We start from the raw sequence: 14,746 nt of genomic DNA on the forward strand, positions 1-14,746 counted from the left end.
GTGCCGCCAGAGCCCGGACCTGACGTCGGAGAAATCGAGGTGACGGTGGGCGCGGCTACATAGGTGAACTGGTCGGCGGCTGTGGTTGCCGACGTTCCGCCTGGCGTCGTCACGGTGACATCGACAGTGCCAGTTCCAGCAGGCGAGGTGGCCGTGATCTGGGTGTTCGAGTTGACCGTGTAGCTCGCAGCGTTGGTGGCGCCGAACTTCACGCCGGCAGCGCCAGTGGTCCCGCTGAGATTGGTGCCGGTGATGACCACAGTCGTGCCGCCACCGGTTGGACCGGTGGTCGGCGAGATCGAGGTCACTGTTGGCGCGGCGACATAGGTGTATTGGTCAGCCGCCGACGTCGGCGATGTCGAGCCGTTTGTGACAGTAACGTCGACGGTGCCGGCGGACGCTGCCGGCGCTACCGCGGTGATCTGGGTATTGGAATTGACAACGTAGCTCGTCGCATTGGTGGCGCCGAACTTGACGCCTGCAGCGCCAGTCGTCCCGGTAAAGTTTGTGCCCGTGATAACCACCGAATTGCCGCCGGCCAGGGACCCGGACGTCGGTGAAACCGCCGTTATCGTCGGGCTGGGGAGATTGATCGTGAACACAAACGGCGTGTTCGCGATCGTCGAATTGACGCCGCAGCCTCCGTTGAAATCGCTGCAGCCCGGCGCGAAGTAGAGCGTGATCGTTTCCTGCCCACCACCTGTCTTGCTGTTCAGCGTAATGTCGATTTCGGCCTGGCCGGCGTTCGCGCTCTGACCGTTCTGGTTCGGGTTTGTCGGATGAAATGTGTAAGTCGCGTTCGCCGTCGTTGGATTGTAGTCGGCGGCAGTCAGCTGCTGGTTGCCCGCATTGGTGCCGCTCGAATTGGCGATCGGCGCATTGTAGAAAGAATCCGTGCCCAAGACCGAATAAAGGCCCCAAACGACAGCGTCGTCGGCTGGGGCCGAGCCTGTGCCGACCGTGAAACACAGGCGGTAGACCTGGCCGACCGACGTGAAGTTGACCGTTACGCCGGATGTTGAATTCGTGGTTTGATCGCAAGCAGCATTCGCCGCGGCCATCGCGCCGAGCATCAAGACCGCCGCGATGCAGATGCTTTGCGCCGCGCGCCAAAGAGCGCGCAGTATCCGCTGAGGCATAGCTCCGAAATCGCGCACCCGGACCGCCAATTCCCTGATTATGTCTGGCACGGCCACCGCAATTGCGTGACTCACCGGCCCCCCTTGGCGGCAGCTCTCGGGAGAGCGTCCGCTCCTGAAATCCCAGATTGTGTAATTATTCGTCTATATTCTTGCGTGCATTTGGACGGGGCGCGTCACACTAGGCAAGGGGCTGGCTGCCGAAAGCCCCTTGGAAGACTACTTTCCCGCGAACCGTTGCATTGCGGCAACAAGAGCGTGCTTTGATGGCAATCGACGCGGAGGCGCCTGGCGTCCCAATTTATGGTTGCGCTTACGCTTGACTGTCAACGTAGGTTGTTTAACAATCTCTGCGAGTGAGCAGTAAGACATTCATTCTTTAATTTCAGTATCGCCGTCGTGGTTGGCATCATCATGCGACGGATCGCCTGATTTTTGGGGGGAGGGGTCATGCCGTACCAGCCAGTTCTCGGCCAAATCATGCCTTTTGCAGGCGCAGTGATTCCCAGAGGCTGGGCGCTGTGTAACGGCGCGCTGCTGGCGATCCAGCCAAATGCTGCGCTGTTCTCGTTGCTCGGCACCTATTATGGTGGCAACGGAACGACGACGTTTGCGCTTCCCGATCTGCGCGGTCGCGCGATCCTTGGCTCGAGTGGCGGCGGTGGTTCATACCCGGTCGGCATGACCAGCGGAACGAATTCGGTCGCCCTGAATGCGCAGCAGCTCCCGACCCACAATCATTTCATTCAAGTGTCCGCGACTGCCGGAGCAGGACGCGGAAACGTCCCTCCCACCGGCAATGTCTTCGGGACTAACTCCCTGCCGGCGAACAATCCGACGATGATTTTCGCAGCGCCTGGCGCTGGCGACACGCCTTTGGCGATCGGCACCAATCTGGTGAACGAGGGCAGTGGTCAGGGGCACAACAACCTGCAGCCCTATCTCGTGATCAGCTATCTGATTGCGATGCAGGGAACATATCCGTCGCGAAACTGACCGCTGCGCGAGGAGACTTGCGCGAACGACATTCTGCACGGCGACGCTTCAAATTTCCACGCATGCACCCTTCGAATTGAAGCGGTAGAGCGCACAGGCAAAGGATCACAGGCGATGTCAGATCCGTTTATCGGCGAGATACGACTGTTCGGCTTTCCCCGTATTCCCGACGGTTGGTTGGCCTGCGCCGGACAATCGTTGCCGATCTCACAGTACGATACGCTCTACGCCGTCCTCGGCACGACCTATGGCGGCGACGGTGCAAGCACCTTCAACCTTCCAGATCTTCGCGGCCGCGTTGCGATCGGACAGGGACAGGGGCAAGGCTTTCCAAACTATGTGCTGGGACAGGTTGGTGGTGAGGAGCAGCATACGTTGGTCGAAGGCGAAATGCCGGCTCATAGTCATGCGCTGACGTCCTCGACCGCGACGGGGACGGCGGCGACGCCCGCCCAGACTCTCCATCTTGCCACGGCGTCAGCAGGTGAACTCTACGCGGCGACTGCGAACGCGGGGACTTACTCCGTGATGGCCGCCTGCGTTACGACGGCGGGCAATAGCGTCGGGCACGACAACATGATGCCGACCGTCGTTGCCAATTACTGCATCTGTTACGCAGGTATCTTCCCTTCGTCCGGCTAGGCTGCGCGCGCATCCGTATTCAGTCTCGAGGAAAGACGACATGTCAGATCCGTTCATCGGAGAGATCCAAGCTTTTCCGTTTCCCTTTGCGGTCGGCGGCTTCAACAATGTGTGGCTGCCGTGCGGCGGTCAGCTCCTGACGGTTCAGGCCTACAGTCCGCTATTTGCGCTCATCGGGACCTACTACGGCGGAAATGGTACGACCAATTTCGCCTTGCCGAACCTCAACGGCTCGGTCGCGATCAGCCAGGGCCAAGGTCCGGGATTGCAGAACCGCGTCATCGGCGAAATTGTCGGCAGTCCGACGGTCAACCTGACGTCGGACCAGATGGCGAGGCACACACACGTCCTGCAACTCGGCAACAGGAGCGCGCAAGGCGCAACGGCAGGTCCCGGCGCGGCGGGGAGCACGGTGGCGATCGATCCTGGCTTCAACGGTTTCACGGCGCCGCCCGGCACCCTGACCTTGGCGCCCAACGCCGTCACGCTCACCGGGCAGAACCTTCCTCACGACAACACGCAGCCCACCCAGGCGATCGTCTGGTGTATCGCCTATGCGGGAATGTTTCCGTCCTTCTCCTGAACCATCTCGAGTGCGCGACGGCATGATTGACGGCGCGGCGCTACACATCGTCCCGGTCGATCCGGCTCTTCGGCTCCGGCCCGCAGGCGCGCTCGACGAGCCTTTCATCCGGCGTCTCTTCGAGGAGGTGCGGACGGGGCAATTCACCGCGACCGGATTGCCGGGCCAGATCGTCAGCCAGATCATCGCGCAACAATTCCGCAGCCAGGCGGCCGGCTATGCCGCGCAATTTCCGGGCGCGGTATCGCTGATCGTGACACGCAACGGCACCGCGATCGGCCGGCTGCTGCTCCATTGCGCAAGCGAGCGCTGGCACATCGTGGACGTCGCGCTGCTGTCGGCTGATTGCGGTCGCGGCGCCGGGACGAAGATCATCGACGCTCTCGCAGCCGGCGCGCGGCAGCAGGGTATCGCAGCGCTGACGCTCACGGTACTTGCGAACAATGTGGCCGCGCGCCGGTTTTACCTGCGGCACGGCTTCATAGAGACGCGGCGGGCGGGTAATGCGCACATCGCTATGAGAAGGGACCTGGCTTAGCGCGCGGCCGCCTCGCGCAGGAATTTTAGCAACGCAGCGTTGACCTCGTCGGGCCGCTCCTGCTGCACCCAATGGCCCGCACCCTCGATGATCAGCTTTCGCGTCAGATTGGGCAGCACGCGCTCGAGTTCGTTGACGCGCTTGGCCCCGATCAGGCCGGTGATGACGGCGTCTTTCGAGCCGGCGATGAACAGCGAGGGCTGGCGGATCTGCGCGTCCTGCCAGGGCGCCGTCAGCTCCCAGTTGCGATCGAGGTTGCGATACCAGTTCAACCCGCCGCGGAAGCCGGAGTTGCGGAAGGTCTCGGTGAAATAGGCCAGGTCGGTCTCGCTGAGCCAGTCCGGCAACGGTTCCTCTGTCGTCGCGTGGCCGAGGAATCCCTTGCCTTCCTGAACGAACATGGCCGCGGAGGGATCGGCAAGACCGCGGCCGCCGACCACGATGCGCATGGTGCGGGCGACGTCGCGCTCGAACTCGGCTTCGGCAACGCCGGGCGTCTGGAAATACTGCCAGTAGAAATTGGTCACGCCGCCCTGACGCAGAAGGTCGAGCGGCCTGCCGCGACCGCGGAATGGCGGCGGCACGCTGAGGCCCGCCACCGCCGTGAAGATGTCGGGCCGGAACAGCGCCGCGTGCCAGGCCACCGGCGCCCCCCAATCGTGACCGACCACCATGGCCTTGCTCTCGCCAAGCGCCTGCACCAGGCCGACGATGTCACCGACCGTGTCGAAGATCGAATAGGCGCTCACATCGGACGGCGCCGCGCTCTGGCCGTAGCCGCGCATGTCAGGGGCGACGACGTGAAACCCGGCGGCCGCCAGTGCCGGGATCTGGTGGCGCCAGGAATAGGACAATTCCGGCCAGCCATGGCACAGCACCACCAGCGGTCCCTGGCCGGCCTCGCGGATGAACAGATCGATCCCGTTGGCCTTGATCACGCGGGTGGAGGACATCGCTTTTCCGCCTTGTTTCAGGGGTTTGGTCAGCAAATATGAGGTGCCACGATAGGGGCCGGACGAGAATCGTGCAATCTCGGGACAAGCGGCCAGCCTCGTGTTGTTCGCACCGGTTCCAACTGTTAGAACGCCGCTCTCAGGGCTTGGCCATGGCATTTCGTCTTTCTTCGCTTCCTCGCACCCGGTTCACCGCCGGAGCGCTGGCGCGCGGGCTGATCGCTGCGGTCTTGGTGGCGAGCGTCGGCTGGGGCGGAGCCCTCTATGCCGCCAACCAGAGCGTCCAGGGAGCCAAGAAGGCCGAAGATTCCGGCTTCGACGGCGATGCCCCGACCGCGATCCTGATCGAGGCCTCCAGCGGCAGCGTGCTGTTCGAGAAGAACGCCGACGAACTGCGTGCGCCCTCCAGCATGATGAAGCTGATGACGGCGGAGGTCGTCTTCAATGCCATCAAGCAGGGCAACATGAAGCTGACCGACGAATACCGGATCAGCGAGAACGCCTGGCGCAAAGGCGGCGCGCCGTCGGGCGGCTCGACCATGTTCGCCGCCATCAACAGCAAGGTTTCGGTCGACGACCTCCTGCACGGTGCGATCATCCAGAGCGGCAACGACGCCTGCATCGCGCTGGCCGAAGGCATTGCCGGCAATGAGCGCATCTTCGCCGCCGACTTCATGACCAAGCGCGCCCGCGAGCTCGGCATGACCAGGTCGACCTTCGGCAATTCCAATGGCTTGCCCGATCCCGGCAACAAGATGACGGTGCGCGAGCTCGGCATCCTCGCCCGGCACATCATTCTGGACTTCCCCGAATTCTATAAGCTCTTTGGCGAGAAGGAGTACACTTGGAACAAGATCCGCCAGCCCAACCGCAATCCGCTGCTCAATTCGATGGAAGGCGCCGACGGTCTGAAGACCGGCTACACCAAGGAAGGCGGCTACGGCATGGTCGGCTCGGCGGTGCAGAACGGCACGCGGCTGATCGTCGTCGTCAACGGGCTTGAAGACCCCGAGGACCGCGCCACCGAAGCCAAGAAGATGCTGGAATGGGGCTTTCGCAATTTCGAGACCCGCACGCTGATCGCGGCCGACCAGCCCGTCGGCTACGCCAAGGTGTTCGGTGGCGAGAGCCGCTCGGTGAAGCTGGTCGCCAAGACGCCGGTGAAGGTGATGGTGCACAAGAACGGCAGCGACAAGCTGATCGCGCGGGTCGTGTATCGCGGTCCGGTGCGCGCGCCCGTCGCGCCCGGCCAGCAGGTCGGCGTGGTCAGGGTCTGGCGCAGCGGCAACATCGCGGTGGAGACACCGGTCTATGCCGCGGAGGCGATCGGCACCGGCTCGACCGTGCGGCGTGCAATCGACGGCGCCAGCGAGCTCGTCATCGGCATGTTCCGCGCGGGCGCCGAGAAGCTCTGATCATGAGTGAAAGCGCGGTAAAGTGGCCGTCCGGACGCGGGCGCTTCGTCACCTTTGAAGGCGGCGAGGGGACGGGCAAGTCGACCCAGATCAAGAAGCTCGCCGACCGTCTGAAGGCGGCAAGGATGCGCATTCTCGTCACGCGCGAGCCGGGCGGCTCGCCGGGCGCCGAGATCATGCGCCATCTGGTGCTGTCGGGCATGGGCAAGCTGCTGGGACCCGAGGCCGAGACGCTGCTGTTCGCGGCCGCCCGCGACGACCATGTCCGCACCGTGATCCAGCCCGCGCTCAATCAGGGTTCCTGGGTGCTGTGCGACCGCTTCGCCGACTCGACGCGGGCCTATCAGGGCAGCCTCGGCCGCGTGCCGGCCGGGCTAATCAACGCGATGCAGCGTGTCACGATCGGCGATCTCAAGCCGGACCTCACCATCATCCTCGACCTGCCGGTCGAGATCGGCTTGCAGCGCGCGGCTGCACGCCGCGGCAGCGGCACGCCAGACAGGTTCGAGGCCGAGAAGCTCGGCTTCCATCAGGGCCTGCGCGAGGCCTATCGCCAGATCGCGGCGGACGATCCCGGGCGCTGCGTGCTGATCGATGCAAATTCCGATCCCGATACGGTCGCCGGACGTGTCTGGGCGGCGCTGCGCGATCGTCTGCTTCCGACGCCGGCATCGGTGGTGTCAGCATGAGCCCGCGTCAGACCGAGCGCGAAACCGCCATTCCTCATCCGCGCGAGACGAGCCGCCTGTTCGGCCATCGCGAGGCCGAAACTGCGCTGCTGGCGGCGTATCGCAGCGGGCGCATCCCGCATGCCTGGCTGATCGGCGGCCCGCAAGGCATAGGCAAGGCGACGCTGGCCTACCGCATGGCGCGCTTCGTGCTCGCTCACGGCCAGCCGCTGGCGCCTTCGGTGCAGCGCGCCGAGGACCTCGCGATCGATCCTGGTCACGCCGCGGCGCGGCAGGTTGCGGCGAGCTCGCATGGCGGCCTGCTGACGCTGGAGCGCACCGCCAACGACCGCGGCGTGATGCGCACCGTGATCACCGTGGACGAGACCCGCGAGACGATCGGCTTCTTCGGCTCGACGGCCGCCGCCGAAGGATGGCGCGTCTGCATCGTCGACACCGTCGACGAGCTCAATCCGAATGCCGCCAACGCGCTGCTGAAGATTCTCGAGGAACCGCCGCAGCAATCGCTGTTCCTTTTGGTGAGCCATGCGCCTGCACGCGTGCTCGCAACGATCCAGTCGCGTTGCCGCAAGCTGCGCCTGCGCGCGCTCGCAACCGAGGACGTGATTGCTGCAGCCGCCGCAGCCGCCGAACTCGATCCGAACGATCCCGCGCTGCGCGAGGCGGCGGAGGCCTCCGAGGGCAGCGTCGCGCGGACGCTGACGTTGCTCGGCGGCGATGCCCTGAAGCTCCAGCAGCGCACGGCGGCTCTGCTGGCGCGGCTGCCGCAGGTCGATCCGCGCGAATTGCACACGCTCGGCGATTCGCTTGGCACCAGCGACCGCGTCGCGCTCGCCGCCTTCATCGACGGCATCGACCGCTGGATCGCCGAACGCCTGCATGCGGACGAGGCCAATGCGAACCAGAACCTGCCGCGCCTTGCGCGCCTAGCTGAGGTATGGGAAAAGATCGTCCGCGCCGCGCGCGACACCGAAACCTACAATCTGGAGCGAAAGCCCTTGGTTTTCTCGGTGTTCGGCTGGCTGGCGGACGCAACGCGCTAGAGCATGATCCGGAAAAGTGTGCAGCGGTTTTCCGAGAGGATCATGCTCAGAACAATAACCTAACGCAGGTTCGTTTCCAGATTTCGAGAAGCCGGTAAAGGAATTCGTCGTGGCCACGCGAGCTAAGAAAACCGCCAAAGGCAAAAGCAGCAAGAAGGCTGCCAAGAAAGCCGTGAAGAAAGCCGCGAAAAAGGCCGTGACGGCGCGCGCGTCCAAGAAGACCAAGAAGGTCGCCAAGAAGAGCGTGAAGAAGAGCGCTGCGAAGAGGGCAAAGAAAGCCGGCAAGAAGGCTGCGAAGAAGCAGGTCGTCGCCAAGAAAGCGGCGAAGCAAGCGGCCAGGAAGGCGAGGGTGATCGCGCCTGCCGTGATCGCCACGCCGGCTCCCGTCGCCACGCCGCCGAAGGCCGTGAAGCCCAAGGTATCGAAACCAAAAGCGCCGCGCGCGCCGAAGCCCGTCGCGGTGCCGCAAGCCACCGCGCCCGTGATCGCTCCCGCGCGCGACAACGTCTTCTACATCACGACCGCGATCGCCTATCCCAACGGCAACCCGCATATCGGCCACGCCTACGAGGCGATCGCCACCGACACGCTGGCCCGATTTGCAAGGCTCGACGGCAAGGACGTGTTCTTCCTGACCGGGACCGACGAGCACGGCTTGAAGATGATTCAGACCGCGCAGAACGAGGGCCTGACCCCGTCCGCGCTAGCGGCCCGCAACGCGGCCCGCTTCAAGGCGATGGATGAGCGGCTGAACGTGTCGTTCGACCGTTTCATCCGTACCACCGAAGAGCAGCATCACCGCTCGAGCCAGGAAATCTGGCGGCGCATGGCTGCCAATGGCGACATCTATCTCGACGCCTATTCCGGCTGGTATTCGGTGCGCGACGAGGCATACTATGCCGAGGACGAAACGCGCCTGAACGACGATGGCGTGCGCCTTGGCCCGCAGGGCACACCAGTCGAATGGGTCGAGGAGAAGAGCTATTTCTTCCGTCTGTCGGCCTACCAGGACAAGCTCCTGAAGCTCTACGAGGAGCACCCGGAGTTCATCGGCCCGGACGCGCGCCGCAACGAAGTCATGAGTTTCGTCAGAAGCGGCCTGCGCGATCTCTCGATCTCGCGCACGACGTTCGACTGGGGCGTCAAGGTGCCCGGCGACGAAGAGCACGTGATGTATGTCTGGGTTGACGCACTCACCAACTACATCACCGGCTTGGGCTTCCCCGACGAGACCGATGCCAATTGGCGCTACTGGCCGGCGGACGTGCATATCATCGGCAAGGACATCATTCGCTTCCATGCCGTCCACTGGCCCGCGTTCCTGATGTCGGCCGGCATCCCCGTGCAGAAGCGGGTCTATGCCCACGGCTTCCTGTTCAACAGGGGTGAGAAGATGTCGAAGTCGGTCGGCAACGTCGTCGATCCCTTCAACCTTGCGGACCAGTACGGCGTCGACCAGATGCGCTATTTCTTCCTGCGCGAGGTGCCGTTCGGCCAGGACGGCAACTACAACCACGAAGCCATCGTCGCGCGCATCAATGCCGATCTCGCCAATGATCTCGGCAACCTCGCACAGCGCTCGCTGTCGATGGTCGCCAAGCAACTGGGCGGCGTGCTGCCCGAGCCCGGCGAGTTCAGCGACAACGACAAGGCCATCCTGGCGATGGCCGACGGCATGATCGCGGCAAGCCGCGAGGCGATGGCGACGCAGCAGATCCATCATTGGCTCAACGCCGTCTGGGCCGTGGTCGCGGAGGCCAACCGCTATTTCGCGGGCGAGGCGCCGTGGGCGCTGGCCAAGACCGATCCGGCCAGGCAGAGGACGGTGCTCTATGTCACCGCTGAGGTCGTGCGCCAGATCGCGATCCTGGCTCAGCCGGCGATGCCGACCGCCTCGGGATTGCTGCTCGACAGCCTCGGCGTCCCCGTCGGCGAGCGCAATTTCGCGACGCTCGGCGGTGCCAGGCGCATCGCGCCGGGTTCGACACTGCCGGCGCCGACGCCGGCCTTCCCGCGCTACATCGAGCCGGCAGCCTAGGGCGTTGGTTTGATGTTGGTCGACAGTCACTGCCATTTGGATTTTCCGGACTTTGCGGACGATCTCGACGGGATCGTATCGCGCGCGCGAGCGGCCGGAATCGGCCGGATGGTCACGATCTCGACGCGGGTGCGAAAGCTCGATCAGCTTCTCGCCATCGCCGAGCGTTACGATGACGTCTACTGCTCGGTCGGCACCCATCCGCACAACGCGGACGAGGAAGACGGAATCTCGCCGGACGAACTGATTGCGTTGACGCAGCATCCCAAGGTCGTCGCGCTCGGCGAAGCCGGGCTTGACTATTTCTACGACGACGGCTCGCCGGAGGCGCAGGCGCGGGGCTTTCGCGTTCACATCGCCGCCGCTCGCGCCACCGGCCTGCCGCTGGTGATCCACACCCGCGAGGCGGACGAGGATTGCGGCCGCATCCTGGAGGAGGAGGCCGCAAAGGGATCGTTTCGCGCCGTGCTGCATTGTTACACCGGCGGGCGCGAGCTGGCGCTAAAGGCGGTGTCGCTCGGGCTGTATATCGGTTTCACGGGCATCCTGACCTTCAAGAAATCCGAAGCTCTGCGCGCACTGGCGGCTGAATTGCCGTCCGACCGTATTCTGGTTGAAACGGACTCGCCCTATCTTGCACCAGGCAAGTTTCGGGGCAAACGCAACGAGCCGGCCTATGTGGTCGAGGTGGCAAAAGTTCTGGCTGAGGCCCGCGGCGTGTCGCTCGAGGACATCTCACGGCAGACCACCGACAATTTCTTCCGCCTGTTCTCCAGGGTGAAAACTTAGGACTGGGAGCCGCATGACGCTGACGCTGACGATCCTGGGCTGCGGTTCCTCCGCCGGCGTGCCGCGCCCTGCGCTCGGCTGGGGCGCCTGCGATCCGAGCAATCCAAAAAACCGCCGACGGCGCTGCTCGCTGCTGGTCGAACGGACCTCCGAGCATGGCACGACGCGCATCGTGATCGACACCTCGCCGGACTTGCGCGAGCAATTGCTCTCGACCGACGTCGACCATATCGACGCGGTATTTCTGACCCACGAGCATGCCGACCAGACCCACGGCATGGACGATCTGCGCTCGGTCGTGATGCACATGCGCCGGCGCATCCCGACCTATTTCAACCAGTCGACCGCCAAGGACATCATGGCGCGGTTTTCCTATTGCTTCATCTCGCCGGAGGGCAGCGACTATCCGCCGATCCTGACGCGGCATTCGATCGAGGCCGGTGGAAACCAGACCATCCTGGGGAAGGGCGGTGCGGTGACGATGACGGCCTTCCTGGTGCAGCACGGCAACATTCCCGCGCTTGGCTATCGCATCGGGGATGCCGCCTACACGCCCGACCTCAACGACATCCCGCGCGAGAGCTGGGGCGCATTGGAAAATCTGGACCTCTGGATCGTCGACGGGCTGCGCTACACCGGCCATGTCAGCCATTTCAGCATCAACGACGCGTTGTCCTGGATCGACCGCTTCAAGCCGAAGCGCGCGGTCATCACCAACATGACCGCCGACGTGGACTACGAGGTGATCCGCCAGTCGCTGCCCGCGGGGGTGGTGCCGGCCTATGACGGGCTGCGGCTGGAAACGCGCTGAACCTGCAGTAGAAATTCCTGTATTGACCGGCATACTCCTTGCTTGCGCACGGCCCATCATGTTGATCTAACGTCTGAAAGACAGGGCGCCAGGCAGGGGCGATATTCAAGCGGAACGGGTGGCGCCTCCTGCGCGATCGCCGGCGCCGTTGAACGCTTCGTGCGAGATGGGGATTGCGTTGGCAGGGGACGATGTAGCGACGAGGGGACCGGTGCGACGCGCCCTGGATCTCCTTTATCTCGGTGCGGGCTACGCCGCCGGCGCCTTCATGGTTGCAATCTTCGCGATCATGATGATCATGTCGGTCGGGCGCCAATTCGCGATCAACATTCCCGCCGGCGATGATTTCGCGTCCTGGTGCATGGCCGCGATGGCGTTTCTCGGCCTCGCTCACACTTTCAAGCGTGGCGAGATGATCCGCGTCGGCCTGCTGCTGGAGCGTCTGCACGGGCGGACCAAGCAGGTGGCGGAGAGCGTGGCGCTCGGTATCGCCACTGCCTTCATCCTCTATTTCACCCGGCACGCCGTGCAGATGACTTACGACTCCTGGCGCTTCAACGACGTGGCGCAGGGTGTCGTTGCGCTTCCGCTGTGGATTCCCCAGCTCGGCTTTGCCGGCGGTCTTGCGATCCTGTCGATCGGGTTGATCGATGAAATGGTCAATGTCGTCAGCGGCAACCGGCCGAGCTACGAGAAGGGCTCTCCGGACGAGACCCCGGACGAGTTCATCGAGCGGATATCGCAGGGCGGCGGAGGTTGACCATGGCCAATCTCGGCATGATCGAACTGTCGTTCATTCTGCTCGGCGTCATGATCCTGCTGCTGGGAAGCGGCGTCTGGATCGCGGTTTCGCTCGGGCTCGTCGGATTCGTGGCGATGGCGCTGACCACGAGCCTACCGCTCGGCTCGGTGCTTGCGACCACCACCTGGAGCGCGAGTTCGTCCTGGACGCTGGCTGCGCTGCCGCTGTTCATCTGGATGGGCGAAATCCTCTTCCGCACCAAATTGTCGGAGGAAATGTTCCGGGGGCTGTCACCCTGGGTTCAGTGGCTGCCCGGGCGGCTCACTCATGTCAACGTGATCGGCTGCGGCATCTTTGCTGCGGTGTCGGGCTCCTCGGCGGCAACCTGCGCGACGATCGGCAAGATCGCGCTGCCCGAGCTCGACAAGCGCGGCTACGACAAGAGCCTCAGCCTCGGATCGCTCGCAGGCTCCGGCACGCTCGGCCTGCTGATCCCGCCGTCGATCCCGATGGTCGTCTACGCCGTGACGGCGAATGTGTCCGTGCTTCAGGTGTTCCTCGGCGGCTTCCTGCCGGGGGTACTCGTGATGGTGCTCTATTCCGGCTACATCATCATCTGGTCGCTGCTGAACCCCAAGAAGATTCCGCCGCGTGATCCGCCGATGCCGTTCCGACAGAAGCTGCGCGAGTCGGCCAGGCTTGCGCCCTGCCTGTTGCTGATCCTTGCGGTCTTCCTCTCGCTCGTGCTCGGCTTTGCGACCGCGACCGAATGCGCCGCCTGGGGCGTCAGCGGCGCCTTGCTGCTGGCGTGGTGGAGCCGCACGCTCACGCGCAAGAATTTCCTCGAGAGCATCATGAGTGCGACGCGCCTGACCTGCATGATCATGCTGATCCTGGCAGGCGCGGCCTACACCACGGCTGCAATGGCCTATACCGGAATTCCGGCAGCGCTCGCCACCTGGGTCCAGGGCCAACAGCTGACGCCCGGCATGCTGGCGCTGTATCTGAGCATCATGTACATCATCCTGGGATGCCTGATCGACGGCATATCGATGATCGTCCTGACCGCCGTGATCGTCCTGCCGATGGTCAAGCAGGCCGGTCTCGACCTGGTCTGGTTCGGCGTCTATCTCATCATCCACGTCGAGATGGCGCAGATCACGCCGCCGGTCGGATTCAATCTTTTCGTGCTCCAGAACATGAGCGGCCGCGATACGCTCACCGTCGCTCGGGCGGCGTTCCCTTTCTTCGTCCTGCTGCTCGCCGCCGTGTTCATCATCACGGAATATCCGCAGATCGTGATGTTCTTGCCCAAGCTCGCTTTCCCAGACTGAGCGTCCCCGTTTTTCAGATTGACTGTGAGGAGAAGCCCGATGATGTCTCGTTTATTCCGCGCATCCTTGATCGCCGGCGCCGTGCTGGCTGCGACACCCGCGTTGGCTCAGACCAAATGGAATCTGCCGGCGGCATATCCGGCCGACAATCCGCACTCCGAGAATCTAGTGGCCTTCGCCAAGGACGTCGAAGCGGCCACATCCGGAAAGCTCCAGATCACGGTTCATCCCGGCGCTTCGCTGTTCAAGGCACCCGATATCAAACGCGCGGTGGTCACCGGGCAGGCCCAGATGGGCGAAGTGTTGCTGTCGATCCACGAGAACGAGGATCCGGTGTTCGGGGTCGACGTCGTGCCGTTTCTGGCGACCAGCTTCCCGGACGCCATGAAGCTGTACCAGGCGTCGAAGCCGTTGATCACGAAGAAGCTGGAGGCGCAGGGGCTCAAGCTCCTATTCGTGGTGCCGTGGGCGCCGCAGGGCGTCTATGTCAACAAGCCGCTCGCGACGATCGAGGACATGAAGGGCTTGAAGTGGCGCGCCTACAACGTTGGGACCGCACGCATCGGCGAATTGGTCGGCGCCCAGTCGGTGACGATCCAGGCTGCCGAGCTGCCGCAGGCGCTTGCGACCGGCGTGGTGAATTCCTTCATGTCGTCAGGCGGCACGGGTTACGATTCGAAGGCTTGGGAGTCGCTGAAATATTTCTATGACGTGCAGGCCTGGATTCCGAAGGACTACACTTTCGTCAACAAGGCTGCGTTCGAGGCGCTCGACAAGCCGACCCAGGAGGCGATCCTCAAGGCCGCCGCCACGGCGGAAACCCGCGGCTGGAAGGCCTGGGAAGAGAAGGCCAATTGGTACATCGATCAGCTCAAGGCGAAGGGCATGACGGTCGAGCCGCCGACCCCGGCCCTCAAGGCCGGCTTCCAGAAGATCGGCGAGCAACTCACCACCGACTGGCTCAAGAAGGCAGGGGCCGATGGTCAGGCGCTGGTCGACGCCTACAAAAAGATGTGAGGGAGCGAGAGGCCTTC

The 14,746-nt window shown here is 63.8% G+C and carries 15 protein-coding genes; 13 read left to right on the forward strand and 2 right to left on the reverse strand.

Annotated features, from left to right (window positions below):
- Positions 1 to 1,157: IPT/TIG domain-containing protein (locus tag NR187_RS13275; RefSeq protein ID WP_256806667.1), on the reverse strand; the 1,157-nt coding region annotated here is incomplete at its 3' end.
- Between the two features lie 432 nt (positions 1,158 to 1,589).
- Here NR187_RS13275 and NR187_RS13280 point away from each other — a divergent pair.
- The 4 genes from NR187_RS13280 to NR187_RS13295 all read left to right on the forward strand — a co-directional run bounded on the left by NR187_RS13280 (position 1,590) and on the right by NR187_RS13295 (position 3,898).
- On the forward strand, positions 1,590 to 2,135 hold the full coding sequence (locus NR187_RS13280) for a phage tail protein (RefSeq protein WP_256806668.1): 546 nt from the start codon (positions 1,590 to 1,592) through the stop codon (positions 2,133 to 2,135).
- A gap of 114 nt (positions 2,136 to 2,249) precedes the next feature.
- Entirely contained in the window at positions 2,250 to 2,777 is a 528-nt protein-coding gene (locus NR187_RS13285; RefSeq protein ID WP_256806670.1) for a phage tail protein, read from the forward strand.
- Between the two features lie 40 nt (positions 2,778 to 2,817).
- Complete coding sequence (locus NR187_RS13290; RefSeq protein WP_256806671.1) at positions 2,818 to 3,360, forward strand: phage tail protein; 543 nt, start codon at positions 2,818 to 2,820, stop codon at positions 3,358 to 3,360.
- Positions 3,361 to 3,370: 10 nt separating this feature from the next.
- Complete coding sequence (locus NR187_RS13295) at positions 3,371 to 3,898, forward strand: GNAT family N-acetyltransferase (protein WP_256806672.1); 528 nt, start codon at positions 3,371 to 3,373, stop codon at positions 3,896 to 3,898.
- On the opposite strand, the gene NR187_RS13300 is transcribed toward NR187_RS13295, so the two are convergent.
- Positions 3,895 to 4,851 carry an alpha/beta fold hydrolase gene (locus NR187_RS13300; RefSeq protein WP_256806673.1) on the reverse strand — a complete coding sequence of 319 codons (957 nt, stop codon included), beginning with the start codon at positions 4,849 to 4,851 and terminating at the stop codon, positions 3,895 to 3,897. The two genes, NR187_RS13295 and NR187_RS13300, sit on opposite strands and share 4 nt — an antisense overlap.
- Before the next feature lie 152 nt (positions 4,852 to 5,003).
- Between NR187_RS13300 and NR187_RS13305 the strand changes: the two genes are divergently transcribed.
- The 9 genes from NR187_RS13305 to NR187_RS13345 all read left to right on the forward strand — a co-directional run bounded on the left by NR187_RS13305 (position 5,004) and on the right by NR187_RS13345 (position 14,729).
- A complete protein-coding gene (locus tag NR187_RS13305; RefSeq protein WP_256806674.1) occupies positions 5,004 to 6,266 on the forward strand; it encodes a D-alanyl-D-alanine carboxypeptidase family protein in 1,263 nt (420 codons plus the stop codon).
- A gap of 2 nt (positions 6,267 to 6,268) precedes the next feature.
- A complete protein-coding gene (gene tmk, locus NR187_RS13310; RefSeq protein ID WP_211386462.1) occupies positions 6,269 to 6,955 on the forward strand; it encodes a dTMP kinase in 687 nt (228 codons plus the stop codon).
- Positions 6,952 to 7,998: a DNA polymerase III subunit delta' gene (locus NR187_RS13315; RefSeq protein WP_211386463.1), complete on the forward strand. Its 1,047-nt coding sequence runs from the start codon at positions 6,952 to 6,954 to the stop codon at positions 7,996 to 7,998. The genes tmk and NR187_RS13315 overlap by 4 nt, the downstream gene beginning before the upstream one ends.
- Before the next feature lie 109 nt (positions 7,999 to 8,107).
- Positions 8,108 to 10,036: a methionine--tRNA ligase gene (metG, locus tag NR187_RS13320; RefSeq protein ID WP_256806675.1), complete on the forward strand. Its 1,929-nt coding sequence runs from the start codon at positions 8,108 to 8,110 to the stop codon at positions 10,034 to 10,036.
- A 12-nt stretch (positions 10,037 to 10,048) separates the two neighbouring features.
- Complete coding sequence (locus NR187_RS13325; protein ID WP_211386465.1) at positions 10,049 to 10,825, forward strand: TatD family hydrolase; 777 nt, start codon at positions 10,049 to 10,051, stop codon at positions 10,823 to 10,825.
- A 13-nt stretch (positions 10,826 to 10,838) separates the two neighbouring features.
- Positions 10,839 to 11,636 (forward strand): MBL fold metallo-hydrolase, encoded by a 798-nt coding sequence (locus tag NR187_RS13330; protein ID WP_211386466.1) that lies wholly within the window; start codon positions 10,839 to 10,841, stop codon positions 11,634 to 11,636.
- Positions 11,637 to 11,802: 166 nt separating this feature from the next.
- Positions 11,803 to 12,396 carry a TRAP transporter small permease gene (locus NR187_RS13335; protein WP_211386467.1) on the forward strand — a complete coding sequence of 198 codons (594 nt, stop codon included), beginning with the start codon at positions 11,803 to 11,805 and terminating at the stop codon, positions 12,394 to 12,396.
- A 2-nt stretch (positions 12,397 to 12,398) separates the two neighbouring features.
- Positions 12,399 to 13,712 (forward strand): TRAP transporter large permease, encoded by a 1,314-nt coding sequence (locus NR187_RS13340; RefSeq protein ID WP_211386468.1) that lies wholly within the window; start codon positions 12,399 to 12,401, stop codon positions 13,710 to 13,712.
- Between the two features lie 39 nt (positions 13,713 to 13,751).
- Positions 13,752 to 14,729, forward strand: coding sequence for a TRAP transporter substrate-binding protein (locus tag NR187_RS13345; RefSeq protein WP_211386469.1), 978 nt, complete (start codon positions 13,752 to 13,754; stop codon positions 14,727 to 14,729).
- The last annotated feature ends 17 nt before the right edge of the window (positions 14,730 to 14,746 follow it).

Origin of the sequence: Bradyrhizobium sp. Bra64, from assembly GCF_024519875.1 — a bacterium.
Lineage (GTDB): Bacteria > Pseudomonadota > Alphaproteobacteria > Rhizobiales > Xanthobacteraceae > Bradyrhizobium > Bradyrhizobium japonicum_G.